The sequence below is a fragment of the Micromonospora eburnea genome, from assembly GCF_900090225.1.
Classification (GTDB): domain Bacteria; phylum Actinomycetota; class Actinomycetes; order Mycobacteriales; family Micromonosporaceae; genus Micromonospora; species Micromonospora eburnea.
In genome coordinates this window covers 5159119-5180568 of sequence record NZ_FMHY01000002.1, presented here as the reverse complement: position 1 = coordinate 5180568, position 21450 = coordinate 5159119, and the positions used below count along the sequence as shown (strand labels likewise).

At 73.3% G+C, this 21450-nt stretch carries 17 protein-coding genes; 12 read left to right on the top strand and 5 right to left on the bottom strand.

The genetic code is table 11. From position 1 onward, the window contains the following. Nucleotides 1–66 precede the first annotated feature (66 nt). Nucleotides 67–1935, bottom strand: a complete 1869-nt coding sequence (gene typA / locus GA0070604_RS22275; protein ID WP_091121889.1) for a translational GTPase TypA — start codon at nt 1933–1935, stop codon at nt 67–69. A gap of 129 nt (nt 1936–2064) precedes the next feature. On the opposite strand from typA, the gene GA0070604_RS22270 reads away from it, so the two are divergent. Together GA0070604_RS22270 and GA0070604_RS22265 are read left to right on the top strand one after the other, a co-directional pair. Beyond that, entirely contained in the window at nt 2065–3525 is a 1461-nt protein-coding gene (locus GA0070604_RS22270) for a DedA family protein (RefSeq protein ID WP_091127331.1), read from the top strand. A 32-nt stretch (nt 3526–3557) separates the two neighbouring features. Next, nucleotides 3558–4442, top strand: coding sequence for a lytic transglycosylase domain-containing protein (locus GA0070604_RS22265; RefSeq protein WP_091121886.1), 885 nt, complete (start codon nt 3558–3560; stop codon nt 4440–4442). A gap of 51 nt (nt 4443–4493) precedes the next feature. Here the strand turns inward: GA0070604_RS22265 and GA0070604_RS22260 are convergent, their stop codons facing one another. Then, nucleotides 4494–6623 carry an MMPL family transporter gene (locus tag GA0070604_RS22260; RefSeq protein ID WP_091121882.1) on the bottom strand — a complete coding sequence of 710 codons (2130 nt, stop codon included), beginning with the start codon at nt 6621–6623 and terminating at the stop codon, nt 4494–4496. A gap of 163 nt (nt 6624–6786) precedes the next feature. On the opposite strand from GA0070604_RS22260, the gene GA0070604_RS22255 reads away from it, so the two are divergent. From GA0070604_RS22255 to GA0070604_RS22240, 4 genes are all read left to right on the top strand, one after another. Beyond that, nucleotides 6787–7278, top strand: a complete 492-nt coding sequence (locus GA0070604_RS22255; protein ID WP_208602332.1) for a MarR family winged helix-turn-helix transcriptional regulator — start codon at nt 6787–6789, stop codon at nt 7276–7278. A 2-nt stretch (nt 7279–7280) separates the two neighbouring features. Continuing rightward, nucleotides 7281–8936 carry a CocE/NonD family hydrolase gene (locus GA0070604_RS22250; RefSeq protein WP_091121875.1) on the top strand — a complete coding sequence of 552 codons (1656 nt, stop codon included), beginning with the start codon at nt 7281–7283 and terminating at the stop codon, nt 8934–8936. Between the two features lie 134 nt (nt 8937–9070). After that, entirely contained in the window at nt 9071–9646 is a 576-nt protein-coding gene (locus tag GA0070604_RS22245) for an ArsR/SmtB family transcription factor (RefSeq protein ID WP_091121871.1), read from the top strand. Beyond that, nucleotides 9643–10929 (top strand): MFS transporter, encoded by a 1287-nt coding sequence (locus GA0070604_RS22240; protein WP_244162045.1) that lies wholly within the window; start codon nt 9643–9645, stop codon nt 10927–10929. The genes GA0070604_RS22245 and GA0070604_RS22240 overlap by 4 nt, the downstream gene beginning before the upstream one ends. A 51-nt stretch (nt 10930–10980) precedes the next feature. Here GA0070604_RS22240 and GA0070604_RS22235 read toward each other — a convergent pair whose 3' ends face one another. Next, a complete protein-coding gene (locus GA0070604_RS22235) occupies nt 10981–11184 on the bottom strand; it encodes a cold-shock protein (RefSeq protein WP_091121867.1) in 204 nt (67 codons plus the stop codon). A gap of 167 nt (nt 11185–11351) precedes the next feature. Between GA0070604_RS22235 and GA0070604_RS22230 the strand changes: the two genes are divergently transcribed. Continuing rightward, nucleotides 11352–12038: a class I SAM-dependent methyltransferase gene (locus tag GA0070604_RS22230; protein ID WP_377592130.1), complete on the top strand. Its 687-nt coding sequence runs from the start codon at nt 11352–11354 to the stop codon at nt 12036–12038. Nucleotides 12039–12136: 98 nt separating this feature from the next. After that, a complete protein-coding gene (locus tag GA0070604_RS22225; RefSeq protein WP_091121863.1) occupies nt 12137–12760 on the top strand; it encodes a DedA family protein in 624 nt (207 codons plus the stop codon). A gap of 66 nt (nt 12761–12826) precedes the next feature. On the opposite strand, the gene GA0070604_RS22220 is transcribed toward GA0070604_RS22225, so the two are convergent. Next, nucleotides 12827–13480, bottom strand: coding sequence for an MBL fold metallo-hydrolase (locus GA0070604_RS22220; RefSeq protein ID WP_091121860.1), 654 nt, complete (start codon nt 13478–13480; stop codon nt 12827–12829). A 6-nt stretch (nt 13481–13486) separates the two neighbouring features. Next, nucleotides 13487–14203, bottom strand: a complete 717-nt coding sequence (locus tag GA0070604_RS22215; RefSeq protein ID WP_091121856.1) for a maleylpyruvate isomerase family mycothiol-dependent enzyme — start codon at nt 14201–14203, stop codon at nt 13487–13489. A 286-nt stretch (nt 14204–14489) separates the two neighbouring features. On the opposite strand from GA0070604_RS22215, the gene rsgA reads away from it, so the two are divergent. From rsgA to uvrC, 4 genes are all read left to right on the top strand, one after another. Beyond that, nucleotides 14490–15569 carry a ribosome small subunit-dependent GTPase A gene (gene rsgA, locus GA0070604_RS22210; RefSeq protein WP_091121852.1) on the top strand — a complete coding sequence of 360 codons (1080 nt, stop codon included), beginning with the start codon at nt 14490–14492 and terminating at the stop codon, nt 15567–15569. Between the two features lie 204 nt (nt 15570–15773). Beyond that, nucleotides 15774–18719 (top strand): excinuclease ABC subunit UvrA, encoded by a 2946-nt coding sequence (gene uvrA / locus GA0070604_RS22205; protein ID WP_091121848.1) that lies wholly within the window; start codon nt 15774–15776, stop codon nt 18717–18719. A gap of 150 nt (nt 18720–18869) precedes the next feature. Next, on the top strand, nt 18870–19361 hold the full coding sequence (locus GA0070604_RS22200; protein ID WP_091121845.1) for a Rieske (2Fe-2S) protein: 492 nt from the start codon (nt 18870–18872) through the stop codon (nt 19359–19361). A 92-nt stretch (nt 19362–19453) separates the two neighbouring features. Beyond that, on the top strand, nt 19454–21385 hold the full coding sequence (gene uvrC / locus GA0070604_RS22195; protein ID WP_091121842.1) for an excinuclease ABC subunit UvrC: 1932 nt from the start codon (nt 19454–19456) through the stop codon (nt 21383–21385). Nucleotides 21386–21450: the final 65 nt, after the last annotated feature.

Here is a 21450-nt window from a genome sequence, read left to right as displayed (position 1 = left end):
CGGAGATGGGGGAGCCCGGGCCGCCTGGGGGCGGTCCGGGCTCCGGGGTGCGGTGGGTGGGCCGGGTCAGCCGGCGTGCTTGCGGCGGGCGGCCAGTCGGCCGCGCTGGGTCTGGTCGAGGATCACCTTGCGGATGCGCACCGCGGCGGGGGTCACCTCGACGCACTCGTCCTCGCGGCAGAACTCCAGGGCCTGCTCCAGCGACAGCTTGCGCGGCGGGATCAGCTTCTCGGTCTCCTCAGCGGTCGAGGAGCGCATGTTGGTGAGCTTCTTCTCCTTGGTGATGTTGACGTCCATGTCGTCCGAGCGGGAGTTCTCCCCGACGATCATGCCCTCGTACACCTCGGTGCCGGGCTCGACGAAGAGCTGGCCCCGCTCCTGGAGGTTGGTCATGGCGAACGCGGTGACCGCGCCGGAGCGGTCGGCGACCAGCGAGCCGGTGGCCCGGGTGCGCAGCTCGCCGAACCACGGCTCGTACGACTCGAAGACGTGGTGCAGGATGCCGGTGCCCCGGGTCTCGGTGAGGAACTCGGTACGGAAGCCGATCAGGCCGCGGGCCGGGACCAGCCACTCCATCCGGATCCAGCCGGTGCCGTGGTTGACCAGCTGCTCCATCCGGCCCTTGCGGGTCGCGAGGAGCTGGGTGATCGCGCCGAGGTACTCCTCGGGGGCGTCGATGGTCAGCCGCTCGACCGGCTCGCAGGTCCGGCCGTCGATCTCCCGGGTGACCACCTGCGGCTTGCCGACGGTCAGCTCGTACTGCTCGCGGCGCATCTGCTCGACCAGGATCGCCAGCGCCAGCTCGCCGCGGCCCTGCACCTCCCAGGCGTCGGGGCGCTCGGTGGGCAGCACCCGCAGCGAGACGTTGCCGACCAGTTCCTTGTCGAGGCGGTCCTTGACCATGCGGGCGGTGACCTTGGCGCCCTTGACCCGGCCGACCAGCGGCGAGTTGTTGGTGCCGATGGTCATCGAGATGGCCGGCTCGTCGACGGTGATCAGCGGCAGCGGGACGGGGTTCTCCGCGTCCGCGAGGGTCTCGCCGATCATGATCTCGGGGATGCCGGCGACGGCGATGATGTCGCCCGGCCCGGCGGACTCGGCCGGCTTGCGCTCCAGGCCCTCGGTCATCAGCAGTTCGGAGATGCGGACCCGCTGGGTGCTGCCGTCGGTGCGGCACCAGGCCACCGTCTGGCCCTTGTTGATGGTGCCCTGCCGGACCCGGCACAGCGCCAGGCGGCCGAGGAACGGCGAGGCGTCGAGGTTGGTGACGTGCGCCTGCAGCGGCGCGTCCTCCTCGTACGCGGGCGGCGGGATGGTGTCGAGGAGGGTGCGGAACAGCGGTTCCAGGTTGTGGCTGTCCTGCGGAACCGAGCCGTCGGCCGGCTGGGTGAGGGAGGCGATGCCGTCCCGGGCGCAGGCGTAGACGATCGGGAAGTCGATCTGCTCCTCGTCGGCGTCCAGGTCGAGGAAGAGCTCGTAGGTGTCGTCCACGACCTCCTTGATCCGGGCGTCGGGCCGGTCCACCTTGTTGATCACCAGGATGATCGGCATCCGGGCCTTGAGGGCCTTGCGGAGCACGAACCGGGTCTGCGGCAGGGGGCCCTCGCTGGAGTCGACCAGCAGGATCACCCCGTCGACCATGGTCAGGCCGCGCTCGACCTCGCCGCCGAAGTCGGCGTGGCCCGGAGTGTCGATGATGTTGATGGTGACCGGGTCGGACCCGTCCGCCGGCAGGTAGTGCACGCCGGTGTTCTTGGCGAGGATGGTGATGCCTTTTTCCCGCTCAAGGTCCATCGAGTCCATGACCCGCTCGGTGACCTCACCACGGGCTCCGTAGGCGCCGGCCTGCCGCAACATGGCGTCGACCAGGGTCGTCTTGCCGTGGTCGACGTGGGCGATGATGGCGACGTTGCGGAGGTCGGTGCGAAGCTGCATAGACTCCATACTCCTGTCTGCGGTTGCCGATGGACGCCCCGGGGTCACCCCGAGACCGCCCGGATCTCTGCCGAAACTGCTGTCCCGACCGGTTCAGCGACTGGCATGCTGGCCCCGTGCGGGGGACCGATGCCTGACCTGCTGACGTGGCTGCAGGGGCTGCCGGCCCCGCTGATCTACCTGGTCGCCGCGATGATCGTCGCTGGTGAGACCGCGGTGATCGTCGGACTGTTGGTGCCGGGTGAGGCGACCCTGCTGCTGGTCGGTTTCCTAGCGTACGCGGGGACGCTACGGCTTGCCCCGGCGCTGCTGCTGATGACGGCCGCTGCCGTGATCGGAGACACACTCGCCTTCCGGGCGGGCCGCCGGTACGGGCCCCGGCTGCGCGCCTCCGGCCTCGGTGCCCGGATCGGCGCCGACCGGTGGCGGCGGGCCCACTCCCTGCTGCACCGGCTCGGCGGTCGGGGCGTCCTGGCCGCCCGCTGGGTGGCCGTCGCCCGTACCCTGGCACCCCGGTTGGCCGGGGCGGCGGGCCTGCCGTACCGGCGGTTCGCGCCGTGGAACCTGGCCGGGGTGGCCAGCTGGGTCAGCGCGTCCGTGCTGGCCGGGTACGCCGCCGGTGAGTCGTACCGGCAGGTGTCCCGGCTGCTCGGCCAGGCCACCGGCGCGGTGCTGCTGCTGTTGCTCTGCCTGGCCGGAGTGGTGCTGGCCGGCCGTTGGCTCGGCCGTAACCCCGACCCGGCGCGGGCGCTGGCCGCTCGGGCCGCAGCCCTGCCCCCGGTCCGCTGGCTGCGCGCCCGGTACGGGGTGCTGTTCTTCGCGGTCGCCGAGCGGGTCGGGCCGACCTGGACGTTGCTGCTCGATCTGGTCGTCGGCCTGCTGCTGCTGTTCGCCGTCGGGCTGGCCGTCGCCGTGCTGCTGGAGGCGGTGGTCCGGCACAGCGGGCTGGCCGTGCTCGACGGGCTGATCGCCCACTGGTTCGCGGCCCGGCGTACCCATGGGGTGGCGGACGTGGCGGCGACCGTGCTCTCGGTGCTGCGTGGGTCGGTCCTGATCATCGCGGTGGCGGTCGTCGCCGTGGCGCTGGCCTGGCGGCACCGGCCCTGGCGGGCGGACCTGCTCAGCGTGCTCGGCTCGGTGGGGGCGTTCGTCCCGCTGGTCGTGCTGGCGGTGGTCGCCGACCTGATCGGCCCGGGCGACGACCGGGTCCTGTTCCCCGCCCAGAACGCGGTGGTGACGGCGAGCTTCGGCACGCTGGCCTGGCTGCTGTCCCGGGGCCGACGCTGGCCGGCGGCGGTGGCGGTGTGGACGAGCGCCGTCGCCGGGGTGCTCGCCGTCGGTGGCGCCCGCCTGTACCTGGGGTGGAGCACGGCCAGCGGCACCGCCACGTCCGTGCTGCTCGGCGCGGCCTGGACCATGGTGTTCATGGTCGCCTGGGCCACCCGGCGCCGGGCGCTCCGCGCGGCCGCCCGGCCGTCCACAGCGGAGCCGGAGGGCGCGGGTGAGGTGGCGCCGCCGGCCCACCCGACCCGGCCGCCCCCGCCCCGGGCGGCGACGCGGGACCCCCGCCGGCCCATCGATCCTTGCTAGGGTGCGGCGGACAGCCACAGGGGAGGGACCGGATGCGTCGGGGAATCGGCCGGTGGGCCACGGCGAGTGTGGCGCTGCTGCTGGCGGTCGGGATCGCCGGGTGCGGGGGCGAGGAACGCCCACCCTCGGAAGTGGCGGCCGACCTGCCCAGCGAGGTGCCCGTCGAGGTCGCGGCCGACCAGCCGACCGAGGCGCCGCCGGCGGTCGAGGCGATGGGCGTGGCGCCCAGCACCAAGCCCAGCCCGAGCGCCACGCCGAAGTCCAGCCCGAAACCGAAGCCCACCCGGACGTCCACCGGGCCGCTCACCAAGCCGAAGCCGCCGACCGAGACGAAGGTCCCGCCGCCCCCGCCGAAGCCGGTGGACAGCGACTGCAAGCCCAGCTACCGAGGCACCAAGGCGACCACCAGCCAGGTGAAGGCGGCGCTGTCGGACGCGGCCGCGAAGACGTACTGGCCGACCTCGGCGCCCGACATCAAGATCCCACTGAAGCTGGTGAAGGCCACGGCCTGGCAGGAGAGCGGCTGGCAGTCCAACATCGTGGCCTGCGACGGCGGCATCGGGCTGATGCAGGTCATGCCGGGCACCGCGACCTGGATGAACCAGCGCTTCGGCCAGTCGTACGACATCAACGACTACCGGGACAACGCCTTCCTGGGGGCGAACTACCTCGCCTGGCTCACCAAGTACATCGGTGACATGTACTTCGGCGACGAGCCCCCCGAGATGCGCTACCGGCTGGACGCCTCGCTGTGCACCGGCGAGTTGAACTCGTGCCTGCTCAACGCGGTCATCTCGGCGTACAACTACGGGCACGGCGCGGTGGCCCGGGAGGGCAAGCCGATCGCCATCCCGAACCCGCAGTACGTGTACAACGTGCGGGAGTTGATGAACACGTGCGAGTGCCTGAGCTACTGAGCTGACGACGAGTGCGGGGCCCCGTCCGGGGCCCCGCACTCGTTCCCGGGGTCAGTCCCGGGTGCCGATCGGCTGGGCGGGCACCGGTTCGGCCGGGGCGTCGGGTACCCGCCGGATGCGGCCCGGCCACCAGAACCGGTCGCCGAGCACGAACGCCAGCGCCGGAACCAGCACCGTCCGGACCAGCAGGGTGTCCAGCAGCACACCCAGGCAGACGATGATCCCGATCTGGGTGAGGGTGATCAGCGGGAGTACGCCCAGAACGGCGAAGACCGCCGCGAGCAGCACACCGGCGCTGGTGATGACGCCGCCGGTGACCCGCAGCGCGGAGAGCATGCCGGCCCGGGTGCCGGTGCGGCGGGCGTCCTCGCGGGCCCGGGTGACCAGGAAGATGTTGTAGTCCACGCCGAGGGCCACCAGGAACACGAAGGCGAGCAGCAGCACGCCGCTGTCCAGCGCCGGGAATCCCAGCAGGTGGTCGAAGAGCAGCCACGCCGCGCCGAGGCTGGCGAAGAACGACGCGATGACGGTGAGCACCAGCAGGACCGGGGCCAGCAGGCCGCGTAGCAGCAGCACCAGCACCGCCCCGACGAGCAGCAGGATGACCGGCAGGATCAGCCACAGGTCCTTCGTGTCCGCCTGCTGCGCGTCGTAGCCGGCGGCGACCGTACCGCCGACCAGCGCGCCCGTCGGGGCGTCCGCGCCGGCCACCGTGGGCGGCGCCGAGTCCGGTACGGCGGCTACGGCGTCACGCAGCGCCGTCACGGCCCGGTCCGAGGCGGCGGTGCCGGGTTCGGCGGTGAGCACCACGTCGACCTGGGCGACCCGGTCTCCGACGGGCCCGGGCCGGGCGGCGGCGACCCCGTCGACCGTGCTGGCGGCGACCAGCACGGCCTGCGTCGCGCCGGGGTTGGTGAGCACGGCCACCGGTTGGGTGGTGCCGGCCGGGAAGGCCCGGGCGAGGGTCTCCGCTCCGGCCACCGCCTCCGGCTTCACCCGGAACCGCTCGGTCTCCGACAGGCCGCTGCGTACCCCGAGGCCGCCCAGGGCCAGGCCGGCGAGGAGCAGCGTGGCGAGCGCCGCGACCGGTGCCGGGCGGCGGACGACGGCGCTGCCGAGCCGGCCCCACAGGCGGCCCTCCCGCGCCGGGCTGCCGACCCGGGGGACGAACGGCCAGAACAGCCCTCGGCCGAAGATCACCAGGACGGCAGGGAGCACGAAGAGCGCGGAGAGCATGGCGAACACCACGCCGGTGGCGCAGGCGACCGCGAGCGCCTGGTTGGTCTCCTGTTCGGACAGCAGCAGGGTGAGTACGCCGAGGACGACGGTGGAACCGCTGGCGAGGATCGGTTCCGCGGTGCGGCGCAGGGCGGCCCGCATCGCGGTGAACCGGTTCTCCTCGCGGCGCAGTTCCTCCCGGTAGCGGGCGATCAGCAGCAGGGCGTAGTCGGTGGCGGCGCCGAACACGAGGACGCTCGCGATGCCGGTGACCTGGCCTTCCTGGAGGTGGATCCCGAGCGCCGGCACGATCGTGTCGACGGCGCGTAACGTGAGTTGTTCGGTCGCGGCGACCACCAGCAGCGGCACGATCCACAGGAACGGGCTGCGGTAGGTGACGAGCAGCAGCAGCGCGACGACGGTGGCGGTCACCGCGAGCAGTGTGACGTCGGCGCCGTCGAAGACCCTGGTGAGGTCGGCGGTGAAGGCCGGCGCGCCGGTGACCTCCACGGTCAGCGCGTCGGGCAGGTCGGCCACGGCGGTACGCAGGCGGGCGATCTCGTCGACCACGGCCTGCTGGCCGCCGGCGGTGGACAGCGGCACGGCGAGGAGGGCCACGGTGCCGTCCGGGGAGACCTGCGCCGGGCTGACCTGGCCGCCGGCGGCGAGTCGGGCCAGGTCGGCCGACCGGTCGGCGAGGGCGGCCCGGTCGGACTCGCTCAGCGGGGCCCGGTCGTCGCGGCTGACCACGACGACCGCGGGCTGGATCTCGCTGGTCGGCAGTTGGTCCTGCAGGCGTTCGACCTGGGTCGACTGCCACCGTACGGAGAGGCCGGTGGTGGAGACGGGGGCGGGGTTGTCCGGCCGGGGGAGCCCGAAGACGACCGCGCCGACGACGAGCGCGGCGGCCACGGTGAGCCAGGCGGCCAGCCGGCCCCGGGCGACGCGGGTGAACAGTGACATCGGTGCCTCACGTGATCGTGGCCGGATAACTCTTGCTGGTCAAGTATCTTGACAAGCGAGATTATCGGCGGCTGCTCTATGCTGCAACCGAAGGGACAGGGGGAATCGACCAGACGTGACAGCCCAGGGCGGGTATCAGCGGCCGGACGGCCGGCGCGGGCAGATGATCGCGGACATCACCCGTGACCTGCGGCGCTACTCCGTGGACGCGCAGCACATCGGGCATGCCTTCGCCGGCCTGCACGGGCTCAACGCCACCGACCTGCACGCGCTGTTCGCCGTGCTGGACGCCGAACTGCTCGGTGGCCCGATCACCCCGGGCCGCCTGGGGGAGCAGCTCAACCTCTCCTCCGGCTCGGTGACCGCGCTGATCGACCGGCTGGAACGGGCCGGCCACGTCCGGCGCGACCGGGACACCGCTGACCGGCGCAAGGTGCTCTTGCGCTACGCCGACCAGGGCGCAGCCCTGGCCCGCAGCTTCTTCGCCCCGCTCGGGCGCCGTAACGACGAGGTGATGGCCCGGTTCAGCGACGAGGAACTGGAGGTCGTACACCGGTTCATCAGCGAGATGGTGGTCTCGACACGGGAGCACCGGGACGCCGTCCGGGCGGCCCGGCGGGAGGCCGCCGTCGACCCGGGAAGCAGCACGGACTGACCGTGGACCGGCTCGTCACCCGGCTCGCCACCACGGCGCTGCGGCTGCCCGCCGCGCGGATCCGGCGGATCGCGGTGACCCGGGACATCCCGGTCCGGGTCCGCGACGGCGTCACGCTCCGCACCGACCACTACGCCCCGGACCTGCCGGGCGCGCCCGCCGTGCTGATCCGCACCCCGTACGGGCGGGGCGGGCCGATGCGGCTGCTGGGCCGGCTCACCGCCGAACGCGGCTACCACGTGGTGATCCAGTCCTGCCGGGGCACGCACGGCTCCGGCGGGGAGTTCGCGCCGCTGGTGCACGAACGCGACGACGGACTGGACACCCTCGACTGGCTGCGCCGGCAGCGCTGGTGGTCCGGGGTGTTCGGCATGTTCGGCGCCAGCTACCAGGGCTTTGTGCAGTGGGCGCTCGCCGCCGAAGCGGCCGACGAGCTGCGCGCGATGGTCGCGGTGGCGACGGCCTCGGCCACCCGGGACTCGACGTACGCGGGTGAGTCGTTCTCCCTGGACACCGTGCTGACCTGGGCGGAGCTGCTCCAGGCGCAGACCGTGCCGTGGCTGGCCCGGCAGTGGGAACTGCGGCGGGGGCAGCCGCGGCTGGTCCGGGCGCTGACCCACCTACCGCTGGCCGAGGCCGACCGGATCGCCACCGGGGTGACCGTGCCGTTCTTCCAGGAGTGGCTGCGCCACCACACCCCCGACGCGGACTACTGGCGGCCTCGCGTCTTCGGCGACCGCATCGCCGAGGTGCGCGCACCGGTGTTGATGGTCAGCGGTTGGCAGGACATCTTCCTCCCGGCCCAGCTCGACGACTACGTCCGGCTCCGCGCGGCGGGCGCCCGGCCCCGGCTGGCCGTCGGCCCGTGGACCCACGGCAGCCCGGGGCTGCTCGTGGCGGCCCTCCGCGAGGGCCTCGACTGGCTGGACGAGCATCTGGCCGGCCGCCCGGCGCCGCCCCGCGCCCCGGTGCGGGTGCACGTCGGCGGTGACGGCGGCGGCTGGCGGGACCTGCCCGACTGGCCGCCGCCGGCCGTACCGACCCGCTGGCACCTGCACGCCGACCGGGCCCTCGGCACCGCCGCGCCGACCCCGTCGCCACCCGACCGGATCTGGTACGACCCGGCCGACCCCACCCCGTCGCTCGGCGGGCCGCTGCTGGTCGCCCAGCGGGCCGGCAAGGTGGACAACCGGCCCGTGGAGGCCCGGCCGGACGTGTTGACCTACACCAGCGCCCCGCTGGACGCGCCGGTCGAGGTACTCGGCCCGGTCCACGCCGAGGTCCACCTCCGTAGCGAGTTGTCCTACCTGGACGTCTTCGTACGGCTCTGTGACGTGGATCGGCGGGGCCGGTCGTGGAACGTCTGCGACGGCCTGGTCCGGGTCGCCCCCGGCCGATTCCCGGCCGACCCCTCCGGCGTGGTCCGGGTGCCGGTCACCCTCTGGCCGGCGGCGCACCGCCTCGCGTCCGGGCACCGGCTACGGGTCCAGGTCTCCGGCGGTGCCCATCCGCGCTACGCGCGCAACCCGGGAACGGGGGAGCCGCTCGGCACCGCCGTCACTCTTCGGGCTGGTTGGCGGGAGATCCTGCACGACCCGGCGCATCCGTCGGCCATCGTGCTCCCGCTCGCGCCGTCGCCGTCCACCGCTCGCCCGTAGTCGCCCGCTGCCGCGACGAACTGTCCCGGCTGCCGGCCTCTCGATCCGGTCGCCGCACCGCGCCGTGTCGTCGGCCGCGAACACTTCCGCAATAGCTCTTGCGCAATGTTTCTTGCGGATGTCAGAGTCTGCGCATGGAGAATTCCGAGGTCCGGCACGTCACCGACTCCCGCGTCCTCGCGGCGCTCGCCCATCCGTTGCGTCGCCGCCTCATGGACGTGCTCAAGGTCTACGGCCCGTCGACGGTCGGCCAGCTCGCCGAGCGGACCGGCCAGGCGCCGGCCAACGTCAGCCACCACCTGAAGGTGCTGGCCGTGGCCGAACTGGTGGACGAGGCGCCCGAACTGGCCCGGGACCGCCGGGAACGCTGGTGGCGGCTGCGTAACCGCGGGGTGCGCTGGTCCCAGACCGACTTCGACGGCGACCCCGCCGCCCGCGCGGCGGCCGACGCCGCCAACTCGCTCAACCTCGATCGGCACGTCGCTCTCGTCCGGGACTGGCATGCCGCCCCCGACGAGGTCCACGCCGCCTGGGGTGACGGGCCGTTCAGCACCGACCGCTGGTTGCACCTGACGCCCGAGGAACTGGCCGAGCTGGAGCGCGAGGTGACCGCGCTGTTCACCCGCTGGGCCGAGCGGCCGGTCCCGGACGACGGGCGACGGCGGGAACCGGTCTTCCTGTTCGCGCACGGCGTCCCAGGGCAGCCGTGACCGCCCCGTTCGCCGAGGCCGCGCCGGCGCGTACGCCGGTGCTGCGGCGACGCGGCGGCCTGTTCCGGCACCGCGACTTCCGGCTGCTCTGGGCCGGCCAGACGGTCAGCGCCCTCGGCAGCAACGTGACCGCCGTGGCGCTGCCGCTGGCCGCGGTGTCGGTGCTGGACGCGACCACGTTCCAGGTGGCGTTCCTCACCGCGGCGGCCTGGCTGCCGTGGCTGCTGTTCGGGCTGCCCGCCGGGGCCTGGGTGGACCGGGTCCGCCGCCGCCCGCTGATGATCGCCTGTGACCTGGTCTCGGCGGCGCTGTTCCTCAGCGTCCCGGTGGCCGCCGTGCTCGACGTGCTCACCGTCGGCCAGCTCCTCGTCGTGGCGCTGGGCGCCGGCCTGGCCCGGGTCTTCTTCGAAACCGCCGACCAGGTCTACCTGCCCACCCTGCTGCGGCCCGAGCAGGTGCCGGAGGGGAACGCGAAGCTGCACGCCACGCAGACCGCGAGCTACCTCGTCGGCCCCGGGCTGGCCGGCCTGATCGCCCAACTCGCCGGTGCGGTGGCCGCGGTGCTGCTCGACGCGCTGAGCTTCCTGGTCTCCGCCGCCTGCCTGGGGCGCATCCGGACGGTCGAGCCGCGGCCCGCCCGCCGCGACGGACCCTCCTCATTACGGCGCGAGGTGGCGGACGGACTGCGGTTCGTCGTCCGGGACCCGTACCTGCGGGTGCTGACGGTGTTCGGGGCGGCCAGCAACATCGGGCTCGCCGGCTACCAGGCCGTCCTGGTGGTCTTCCTGGTCCGCTCTGCGGGACTTCCGGCGGGGCTGGTCGGCCTGCTGGTCGGACTGGCCAGTGTGGGCGGGATCGTCGGCGCCGGCCTCGCCACCGTCCTGGCCCGCCGGCTCGGCTCCGCCCGCGCGTTGCTGCTCGCCGCCGGGACCACCGGACCGCCCGCGCTGCTCATCCCGCTGGCGGGTCCGGGCCCGCGGGTGGCCTGGCTCGTGTTCGGCGGCGCGCTGGTCAGCCTGGGAGTCGCCGTGGGCAACGTGGTCAAGGGCAGTTTCCGGCAGACGTACACCCCGCACGCCCTGCTGGGGCGGGTGACGGTGAGCATGCATCTGCTGAACTACGGGACCATCCCGCTGGCCGCCGTGCTGGCCGGCGCGCTCGGCGCGGCGTGGGGACCGGCCGGGGCGATCCGGGTGATGACCGCCTGGCTGGCGCTGACCCCGCTGATCATGCTGGTCGGGCCGCTGCGGCGGCGTCGTGACCTGCCGACGACCCCGGTCTGAGCATGCGCTGCGGCGGCGGCCGGGCCTCCGACCGCCGCCGCCGGCACGGAACTACAGCGGGTGGACGTTGTCCGCCTGCGGACCCTTCTGCCCCTGGGTCACCTCGAACTCGACCTTCTGGCCCTCCTGCAGCTCCCGGTAGCCGCTGCTCTGGATGGCCGAGTAGTGGACGAACACGTCGGGCCCCCCGCCGTCCTGCTCAATGAAGCCGAAGCCCTTTTCCGAGTTGAACCACTTGACCGTGCCGGTTGCCATGCGTCTCTCCCTGTTCAAAGCGGGTGAGCACCGGCCGTGGCCGATGCTCGCCCCTGTACCTTCTCGACAGTAACCGTCCGAACCGGGATCCGCTGGCGGAAGTGCCGGCGCGCCTCGTGAATACGCCCCGAGCGGGAAAATCCCTCCGCGCCCGGCCGGCACCCGGCATGCTTTCCCCGGTGGGGGCACAGACGGCGCTGGCCGACCTGGAACGGGAGATCGCCGCGCCCGGCGGCGGCCCGGACCGCCTCCGGCTGGTCGCCCCGCCGTTCGTGCCCGAGGTACGGCTGCACCTCGCCGAGGACGCGATCCTCTGGTGGGCCCGGATGGAGGCGGCGGCCGGCCGCCCGTTGCCACCGCCGTACTGGGCCTCGGTCTGGGCCGGTGGGCAGGCGCTGGCCCGCCACCTGCTCGACCACCCCGAGTTGGCCGCCGGCCGGCGGGTGCTCGACCTGGCCGCCGGATCCGGGCTGGTGGCCATCGCCGCCGCGCTCGCCGGCGCCGACCGGGTGGTCGCCAACGACATCGACCCGTACGCGGTCGCCGCCGTCACGCTCAACGCGCAAGCCAACCGGGTGGACGTGGCGGCCACCGGCGACGACCTGCTGGACGCCACCGTGCCCACCGACCTGCTGCTGGCCGGCGACGTGCTCTACGAGGCGGCGCTGGCCGAGCGGGTGCTGCCGTTCCTGCAACGGGCCGCCGACCGGGGCGTCGAGGTGCTGGTCGGCGATCCGGACCGGGGACACCTGCCACCCGGCCGGCTGGAGGTGGTGGCCAGCTACCCGGTGCCCACCACCGAGCCTTCGGTGGACTCCCCGGTACGCCGGGTCCAGGTGCTGCGCCCCCGCTGAACGCGACGGCGTGGGGACGACCCCGAGCCGGAATCAGGGGACAGGTGGGGGATCGGACCGGATGTGCGCGCGGCCCGTTGCTGAGTAGGGTCGCGGGCATGACGGATCTGCTGGCCCGGATCGGGGATCTCCCCACCAGTCTGCTGATGGGGATGCTCGGCCTGGTCATGCTCGCCGACGCCGTACCGCTGCTCGGCGTGCTCGTGCCCGGCGACGCCGCGGTGCTCGCCGCGGTCGTTGGCGGCCGGCCGGCGAGCGGGCCGGCCACCGTCGCGGCGGTGGTGGCCGGCTGCCTCGCCGGCTGGTCGCTGAGTTTCCTGGCCGGGCGGCGCTGGGGCGAGCGGCTGCGGCGCAGCCGGGTGGGCGGCTGGATCGGCGAGTCGCGTTGGGCGGCCGCCGAGGCGATCCTGAGCCGCGGCGGCGGCCGGATGGTGCTGGTGGCGCCGTTCCTGCCGGTGTTCAACGCGCTGCTGCCCCTGGCCGCCGGCGGGCTGCGGATGTCGTACCGCAGGTTCGTGTCGTGCGCCGCGCTCGGCGCGGTGCTCTGGGCCGGCCTCTACGTGGTGCTCGGCACCACCGCGCGGGCGCTGACCGGGCTGCTGCCCGGGGCGCCGAGCCCGGCGGTGCTCACCATGGCGGTCGGGCTGCTGCTCGCCGGTCCGGTGCTGATCGGCACCCGGCGCCGGCTCCGCGCGATGACCGGCGCGGACGTCGCCTCCTGAGCGGGCCGGGCCTGGCCGGCGGGTCCTGACCACCGCCGGCCGTCCGGACTCGTGGCGGCTGGTCGGTCACCAGCCGCGGGCCCGCCACTGCGGCAGCGCGGGCCGCTCCGCGCCGAGCGTGCTGTCCCTGCCGTGCCCCGGGTAGAACCAGGTCTCGTCCGGCAGCCGGTCGAACAGCTTGTGCTCGACGTCGTCGATGAGCTGCCCGAACCGTTCCGGGTCCTGCTCGGTGTTGCCGACCCCGCCGGGAAACAGGGAGTCGCCGGTGAACAGGTGCGGAACGCCGGCCGGATCGCGGTAGAGCAGCGCGACCGAGCCCGGGGTGTGCCCCTTGAGGTGGATCACCTCCAGGGCGCAGTCCCCGACCGTGACCGTGTCGCCCTCGTGCAGCGGCTCGACGTCGATCGGCAGCCCCTCGGCGTCGTCGGCGTGCGCCAGCGCCCGGGCACCGGTCTTGGCGACGACCTCCTCCAGGGCCACCCAGTGGTCCATGTGCCGGTGCGTGGTGACCACCGCGGCCAGGCCGCCGTCACCGACCAGTTCGAGCAGGCGGGGCGCCTCGTTCGCGGCGTCGATCAGCACCTGCTCGCCGCTGTCGCGGCAGCGCAGCAGGTAGGCGTTGTTGTCCATCGGCCCCACCGACACCTTGGTGATGGTGAGCCGGTCGAGTTCGCGGACGGCCGGCGCGCCGCCGGGCGTGACGTCTCCGGTGTAGGTCATGGTGACTCAGATCCATTCCGGTGGGGTCGGCAGGGGACCGTCGGGGGTGACGGTGAGCTCCTCGCCGGCGCTGCGGCCGATCAGCCAGGCGGCGAGTTCCGGCGCGGTGCCGGTGATCGTGGGCGCCCCTGCGGGCTCGCCCACGACGATCCTGTGGCGGACGCCGTCGAAGCGCAGCACCATGGCCGGCGCTTCGGGATGGTCGGCCAGCCCGGTCGCCACCTCGTGCAGCAGCCGCTGGGCGAACGCGTCCGGCCAGTCGGCCGGCCGGTAACCGGCGGCCAGGTCGACGTGGTGCACCTCGACCTCCCGCAGCCGCCCCCACACCAGCGTGGCCGCCGGCCATGGGCCGCGCCGGGTCTGCACGGTGGCCGCCCACGCCTCGACCGGCATCGCGTCGACCGCCGCCGTGAACCGCTCGGCGCTGCGGCGCAGGTCGTCGAGGAGATCGGCCGGCGCCCGGTCGGCCCCGGCCTCGATGTCCGCGGTCCGGGCCTCGGCGCTGGCGTACATCGGGATGGGCTCGCCGGTGCGGGCGGCGGTGAGTAGGTTGACGAAGCCGTCGGCGTTGCGGGCCAGGTGGGTCAGCACATGGCCGCGGGTCCAGCCCGGCAGTGGGGAGGCGGCGGCGACGTCCGCGGCACCGAAGGCGGCCACGGTACGCAGCAGCCGGGCCATGGCGTCGTCCAACTCGCCGGTCAGCAGCAGCGGATCACTGGTCACGCATCGACCCTAGTGGTCCGGCACCGCCGCGTCGCCGGGGAAATCGCTTTCGGCGCGTCGGCGGACGGCCTACCGTCGGCCCAACGGCTTCAGGTCGCGGGCGGTGTCAGGCCGGCCATCATTCGGTCCGCAGCGCCGCCTGGCGGCGCGGAGGCCGACTTGCGGCCGCCGGCCGAGCTGGAGTCGTCGCAGAACGCGGCACCGGGAGTCGGAGCGGAGGTGGTGAGCATGCCGGTCGTAGCACGCGTGTCCCACCAGCAACCCCCTCGACACCGATGAGGACCCCATGACACTCGATCTGACCGCCCTCGGCTGGGACGCCGACCGGGCGGCGCACGTACCCCGACACACCGAACGCCGCCCGGGCCGGGTGGCCCGGGTCGACCGCGGGATCTGCACCGTGCTGCGACCGGAGGGGCCGGTGCGGGCCAGCCTCGGCGGGGCGGTGCTGGCCGCCGCGGCCCGGGACCTGACCGCGTTGCCCTGCGCCGGTGACTGGGTGCTGCTGGCCACCTGGCCGGACGGGCCGGTCACCGTGGAGGCGGTACTGCCCCGCCGCACCGCGCTGGTGCGGCGGACCGCCGGCAAGGACGCCAGCGGGCAGATACTCGCCGCCAACATCGACGCCGCCGCGGTGGTCGAACCGGTGCACCCCGAGCCGGACGCCGCACGGATCGAACGGCTGCTCGCCCTGGCCCACGAGTCCGGCGCGGAGCCGCTGGTCGTGCTCACCAAGGCGGACCTGGCGGCCGATCCGGCCGCGGTCGCCCGCCAGCTCGCCGCCGTCGCGCCCGGGGTGCCGGTGCTGCCGGTCAGCGCCGAGCGGGGCACCGGGCTGGACCCGTTGCGACCGTACGTCTCGCCGGGGCGGACGCTCGGCCTGCTGGGCCCGTCCGGGGCGGGCAAGTCGAGCCTGGTCAACGCGCTCGCCGGGGCGGAGGTGATGCGTACCCAGGCGATCCGTCGCTCCGACGGCAAGGGCCGGCACACCACCACCTGGCGGGCGCTGGTGCCGATCCCCGGCGGCGGCGCGGTGCTGGACACCCCCGGTGTCCGGGCGGTCGGCCTGCTGGACGGCTCGGCCGGCCTGGACCAGGCTTTCGCGGACATCGCCGACCTCGCCGCCGGCTGCCGGTACGCCGACTGCGCGCACGAGGCCGAGCCGGCCTGCGCGGTGCGGGCGGCCCTGGAGAGCGGTGAGCTGCCCGTGCGGCGCTGGGAGAACTGGCGCCGGCTCCAGCGGGAGCTGGCGTACGAGAGCGGACGCCGGGAGGCCCGGCTGGCAGCCGAGCGGCGGGGGAGCTGGCGGGGCGAGCGGCGGCGACGGGCCCGTCCGGCGTCACCTCCCTCGCCCGGCGGGTACTGAGTCGAGTCCCGGTCGCGTCGGCCTGCCCACGGTCGGCGCGACCGGGCTGACCTGGTGGAATGTGCGCGCGACGAATGTTGTCGTACCTCGGGGCTAGAGTTTCCGGGGCGTGTTTCCTGCGCCTCGACAACCTCGAAAACCGCTCAGACCATGCTCCGAGCGGACAGATCCGCCTCACATTCTTCTTCCGGGAGTACACGGACCGTGGCCGACCGACTGATCATCCGTGGCGCGCGCGAGCACAACCTGCGTGACGTCAGTCTCGACCTGCCCCGGGATGCCTTGATCGTCTTCACCGGATTGTCCGGTTCGGGTAAGTCGAGTCTGGCGTTCGACACCATCTTCGCGGAGGGCCAGCGGCGTTACGTCGAGTCGCTGTCGTCGTACGCCCGGCAGTTCCTCGGCCAGATGGACAAGCCCGACGTCGACTTCATCGAGGGCCTCAGCCCCGCGGTGTCCATCGACCAGAAGTCCACCTCACGCAACCCGCGCTCCACCGTCGGCACCATCACCGAGGTCTACGACTACCTCCGGCTGCTGTTCGCCCGCATCGGTGAGCCGCACTGCCCGGTCTGCGGGGAGCGGATCTCCCGGCAGAGCCCGCAGCAGATCGTCGACCGGGTGCTCGCCATGGCCGAGGGGACCCGGTTCATGGTGCTCGCCCCGGTGATCCGCGGCCGCAAGGGCGAGTACGTCGACCTCTTCGCCGAGCTCCAGGCCAAGGGCTACGCCCGGGCCCGGGTCGACGGCGTGGTGCACCCGCTGACCGAGCCGCCGAAGCTCAAGAAGCAGGAGAAGCACACCATCGAGGTGGTGATCGACCGGCTCAGCGTCAAGCCGAGCGCCAAGCAGCGGCTGACCGACTCGGTCGAGGCGGCGCTCGGCCTCTCCGGCGGCCTGGTGCTGCTCGACTTCGTGGACCTCGCCGAGGACGACCCCGACCGGGAGCGCCGCTTCTCCGAGCATCTGGCCTGCCCCAACGACCACCCCCTCGCCATCGAGGACCTGGAGCCCCGGGTCTTCTCCTTCAACGCCCCGTACGGCGCGTGCCCGGAGTGCACCGGCCTGGGCACCAAGAAGGAGGTCGACCCGGAGCTGGTGATCCCGGATCCGGAGCGCAGCCTGCGCGAGGGCGCCATCCAGCCCTGGTCGACCGGGCACAACCTGGAATACTTCCTCCGCCTGCTGGAGGCCCTCGGCGAGGCCGAGCACTTCGACCTGGACACCCCGTGGCGGGCGCTGCCGTCCCGGGCGCAGAAGACGATCCTGCACGGCTCCGACGACCAGGTGCACGTCCGCTACCGCAACAAGTACGGCCGCGAGCGCTCCTACTACACGGGCTTCGAGGGCGTGGTGCAGTGGATCGAGCGCCGCCACACGGACACCGAGTCGGAGTGGTCGCGGGAGAAGTACGAGGGCTACATGCGGGACGTGCCCTGCGCGGCCTGCGGCGGCACCCGGCTCAAGCCGGAGGTGCTCGCGGTCACGGTGGCCGGCAAGAGCATCGCCGAGGTCTGCAACCTGTCTGTCGGCGAGGCGGCCGAGCTGCTCGCCGGCATCGAGCTCACCGACCGGCAGAAGATGATCGCCGAGCGGGTGCTCAAGGAGATCAACGCCCGGCTGAAGTTCCTGCTCGACGTCGGGCTGGACTATCTCTCCCTGGACCGCCCGGCGGGCACCCTCTCCGGCGGCGAGGCACAGCGCATCCGGCTCGCCACCCAGATCGGCTCCGGCCTGGTCGGCGTCCTGTACGTGCTCGACGAACCGTCCATCGGCCTGCACCAGCGGGACAACCACCGGCTGATCGAGACGCTGCTGCGGCTGCGTGGGCTGGGTAACACGCTGATCGTTGTCGAGCACGACGAGGACACCATCCGGGTCGCCGACTGGATCGTCGACATCGGCCCGGGCGCCGGCGAGCACGGCGGTCGGATCGTGCACAGCGGCTCGGTGCCGGCCCTGCTGGAGAACGACGAGTCGGTCACCGGGGCGTACCTGTCCGGGCGCCGGGAGATCCCGACGCCGAGGCAGCGCCGCCCGCAGACCCCGGGCCGCGAGCTGGTGGTGCACGGGGCGCGTGAGCACAACCTGCGCAACCTCACCGTGTCGTTCCCGCTCGGCCAGCTCGTCGCGGTCACCGGGGTCAGCGGCTCCGGCAAGTCGACCCTGGTCAACGACATCCTGCACGCGGTCCTGGCCAACCAGATCAACGGCGCCCGGCTGGTGCCCGGCCGGCACACCCGGATCACCGGGCTGGAGCACGTGGACAAGGTCGTCGGCGTCGACCAGTCGCCGATCGGGCGTACGCCGCGGTCGAACCCGGCCACCTACACCGGTGTCTGGGACCACATCCGCAAGCTCTTCGCCGAGACCACCGAGGCCAAGGTCCGGGGGTACGGCCCGGGCCGGTTCTCGTTCAACGTCAAGGGCGGCCGTTGCGAGGCGTGCTCCGGCGACGGCACCCTCAAGATCGAGATGAACTTCCTGCCGGACGTGTACGTCCCCTGCGAGGTGTGCAAGGGCGCCCGGTACAACCGGGAGACCCTGGAGGTGCACTACAAGGGCCGGACCGTCGCCGAGGTGCTGGACATGCCGATCGAGGAGGCGGCCGAGTTCTTCTCCGCCATCCCGGCCATCCACCGGCACCTCAAGACCCTGGTCGACGTCGGCCTCGGGTACGTCCGGCTCGGCCAGCCCGCCCCGACGCTCTCCGGCGGCGAGGCGCAGCGCGTCAAGCTCGCCTCCGAGCTGCAGAAGCGCTCCACCGGCCGGACCGTCTACGTGCTCGACGAACCGACCACCGGCCTGCACTTCGAGGACATCCGCAAGCTGCTGATGGTTCTGGAGGGCCTGGTCGACAAGGGCAACACGGTGATCACCATCGAGCACAACCTCGACGTGATCAAGACGGCCGACTGGATCATCGACATGGGGCCGGAGGGCGGCCACCGGGGCGGCACGGTGCTCGCCACCGGCACTCCGGAGGAGGTCGCCGAGGTGCCGGAGAGCCACACCGGCCAGTTCCTGCGCCCGATGCTCAAGCTCGACGGCGCGGCCAAGGGCGCCAAGGCAGCCACCACCCGGGCGGCGAAGGCCAACGGCGGGGCCGCGAAGCCGCGTACCCGAAAGGTGCCGGCCGGGGCGCGCTGAGCGACGGTACGACGCGGGGCGGGCCGGGACCCCGGTCCGCCCCGCGACCGGGGGTTCGGGACGCGTCAGTATGAACCGTGCGGCACAGTGATCCGTGTTACCAGCTGTAGCCGCAGGCCGCGGGGCGCGGCAGCAAGAGAGAGGCCGAAGATGAGTGACGATCAGGTGCTGACCGGGCCGGGTACGCAGACCCGGCGGGCACTGCTCGCGGGCGCCGGCGCGGTCGGCGCGGCGGTGGTGCTGGCCGGCTGTGGCAGCGACGACGAGACGAGCCCGGGCGCTGCCGGCCCGACCAGCGGTGGCCCGGGCGCGACCGCCGGAGCCGGCGACGCCGGGGGCGGCAACCAGGGCAGCGCCGGTCCGATCACCCGGACCACCGACATCCCGGTCGGCGGCGGGGCGGTGTTCGCCAGCAAGGGCGTGGTCATCACCCAGCCGGTGGCGGGCCAGTTCAAGGGCTTCGACCCGATCTGCACCCACCAGGGCTGCCCGGTGTCGAACGTCGATGGTGGCACCATCAACTGCACCTGCCACAACAGCCGCTTCTCGATCGTCGACGGGTCCGTCAAGCAGGGTCCCGCCACCCGGCCCCTGGCCCCGAAGAACATCAAGGTCACCGGCGACGAGATCACCCTGGCCTGACCGTCGCCGGCGGCGTCCCCGCCCCGCCGGTCCGCCCCGGGGCGGGCGCGCGGTGGCGGTGGGGTGTCGGTGGTGCGGACTAGGCTTGCGACGTGGCTGACCCCTCGACCTACCGTCCCGCACCTGGCACGATCCCGGAGTCGCCGGGGGTCTACCGGTTCCGCGACGGCACCGGCCGGGTGATCTACGTCGGCAAGGCGCGGAGCCTGCGCAGCCGGCTCAACTCCTACTTCGCCGATCCGGTCAACCTGCACCAACGCACCCGGCAGATGGTCTTCACCGCCGAGTCGGTGGACTGGATCACCGTCGCCACCGAGGTGGAGGCGCTCCAGCAGGAATACACCTGGATCAAGCAGTACGACCCGAAGTTCAACGTCCGCTACCGCGACGACAAGTCGTACCCGTACCTGGCGGTCACCCTCGACGAGGAATACCCGCGGCTCCAGGTGATGCGCGGCGCCAAGCGCAAGGGGGTGCGCTACTTCGGGCCGTACTCGCACGCCTGGGCGATCCGCGAGACGCTGGACCTGCTGCTGCGCGTCTTCCCGGCGCGGACCTGTTCCTCCGGCGTGTTCAAGCGGGCCGGCCAGGTCGGCCGCCCCTGCCTGCTGGGCTACATCGGCAAGTGCTCCGCGCCGTGCGTCGGCAGCGTGACCGTCGAGCGGCACCGGCAGATCGTCGACGGGTTCTGCGACTTCATGGCCGGCCGCACCGACACCATGGTCCGCCGGCTCGAACGGGAGATGCAGGAGGCCAGCGAGCGGCTGGAGTTCGAGCGGGCCGCCCGGCTGCGGGACGACGTCGCCGCGCTGCGCCGGGCGATGGAGAAGCAGACGGTGGTGCTCGGCGACGGCACCGACGCCGACGTGGTGGCCTTCGCCGAGGATCCACTCGAAGCCGCGGTCCAGGTCTTCCACGTCCGCGACGGGCGGGTGCGGGGCCAGCGCGGCTGGGTGGTGGAGAAGACCGAGGAGCTGACCACCGGCGACCTGGTGCACCACTTCTGCACCCAGGTCTACGGCGGCGAGCAGGGCGAGGCCGACGTCCCCCGCGAGCTGCTCGTCCCCGAGCTACCCGGCGACGCCGACGCGCTCGCCGACTGGCTCTCCGCCCGCCGGGGCAGCCGGGTGTCGCTGCGCGTCCCGCAGCGTGGCGACAAGCGGTCACTGCTGGAGACCGTGGAACGCAACGCGAAGGACGCGCTCGCCCGGCACAAACTCAAGCGGGCCGGCGACCTGACCACCCGTAGCAAGGCCCTCGACGAGATCGCCGACGCGCTCGGTATGCGTACCTCGCCGCTGCGCATCGAGTGTTTCGACGTCTCCCAGATCCAGGGCACCGACGTCGTCGCCAGCATGGTCGTCTTCGAGGACGGGCTGCCCCGCAAGAGCGAGTACCGCCGGTTCATCATCCGGGGCGCCACCGACGACCTGTCCGCCATGTCGGAGGTGCTGCGCCGGCGCTTCGCCCGCTACCTCGACGCGCGCGCCGAGACCGGGGAGATCGGCGAGGAGACCGCCGCTGACCCCGACCGGCCCGGCATAGACCCGACCACGGGGCGGCCGCGCAAGTTCGCGTACCCGCCGCAGCTGGTCGTGGTCGACGGTGGTGCGCCGCAGGTGGCCGCGGCCGCGCAGGCCCTCGCCGAACTGGGCATCGACGACGTGGCGCTCTGCGGGCTGGCCAAGCGGCTGGAGGAGGTCTGGCTCCCCGACGACGAGTTCCCGCTCATCCTGCCGCGTGCCTCGGAGGCGCTCTACCTGTTGCAACGGGTACGCGACGAGGCGCACCGGTTCGCCATCACCTTCCACCGGCAGCGGCGCTCGAAGCGGATGACCGAGTCGGCGCTGGACAACGTCCCCGGGCTGGGCGAGGTACGCCGCAAGGCGCTGATGCGGCACTTCGGCTCGCTCAAGCGGCTCTCCGCCGCGACGGTCGAGGAGATCACCGAGGTGCCCGGTGTGGGCAAGCGGACCGCCGAGGCGATCCTGGCCGCCCTGGACCAGTCCACCCCCGCCCCCTGACGCCCACCCCGACCCCCTTTGCGTGATCCACTCCATGTGCGGCATGTTGTGGTCTCCGGCGTCCC

What these genes read in the sequence shown, in the direction of transcription:
- GA0070604_RS22200 (WP_091121845.1), top strand. Translation starts at nt 18,870, where the DNA reads ATGAGTGACGATCAGGTGCTGACCGGGCCGGGTACGCAGACCCGGCGG.
- typA (WP_091121889.1), bottom strand. Translation starts at nt 1,935, where the DNA reads ATGCAGCTTCGCACCGACCTCCGCAACGTCGCCATCATCGCCCACGTC.
- GA0070604_RS22235 (WP_091121867.1), bottom strand. Translation starts at nt 11,184, where the DNA reads ATGGCAACCGGCACGGTCAAGTGGTTCAACTCGGAAAAGGGCTTCGGC.
- GA0070604_RS22245 (WP_091121871.1), top strand. Translation starts at nt 9,071, where the DNA reads ATGGAGAATTCCGAGGTCCGGCACGTCACCGACTCCCGCGTCCTCGCG.
- rsgA (WP_091121852.1), top strand. Translation starts at nt 14,490, where the DNA reads ATGACACTCGATCTGACCGCCCTCGGCTGGGACGCCGACCGGGCGGCG.
- GA0070604_RS22270 (WP_091127331.1), top strand. Translation starts at nt 2,065, where the DNA reads ATGCCTGACCTGCTGACGTGGCTGCAGGGGCTGCCGGCCCCGCTGATC.
- GA0070604_RS22255 (WP_208602332.1), top strand. Translation starts at nt 6,787, where the DNA reads ATGATCGCGGACATCACCCGTGACCTGCGGCGCTACTCCGTGGACGCG.
- GA0070604_RS22265 (WP_091121886.1), top strand. Translation starts at nt 3,558, where the DNA reads ATGCGTCGGGGAATCGGCCGGTGGGCCACGGCGAGTGTGGCGCTGCTG.
- GA0070604_RS22225 (WP_091121863.1), top strand. Translation starts at nt 12,137, where the DNA reads ATGACGGATCTGCTGGCCCGGATCGGGGATCTCCCCACCAGTCTGCTG.
- GA0070604_RS22220 (WP_091121860.1), bottom strand. Translation starts at nt 13,480, where the DNA reads ATGACCTACACCGGAGACGTCACGCCCGGCGGCGCGCCGGCCGTCCGC.
- GA0070604_RS22230 (WP_377592130.1), top strand. Translation starts at nt 11,352, where the DNA reads ATGCTTTCCCCGGTGGGGGCACAGACGGCGCTGGCCGACCTGGAACGG.
- GA0070604_RS22260 (WP_091121882.1), bottom strand. Translation starts at nt 6,623, where the DNA reads ATGTCACTGTTCACCCGCGTCGCCCGGGGCCGGCTGGCCGCCTGGCTC.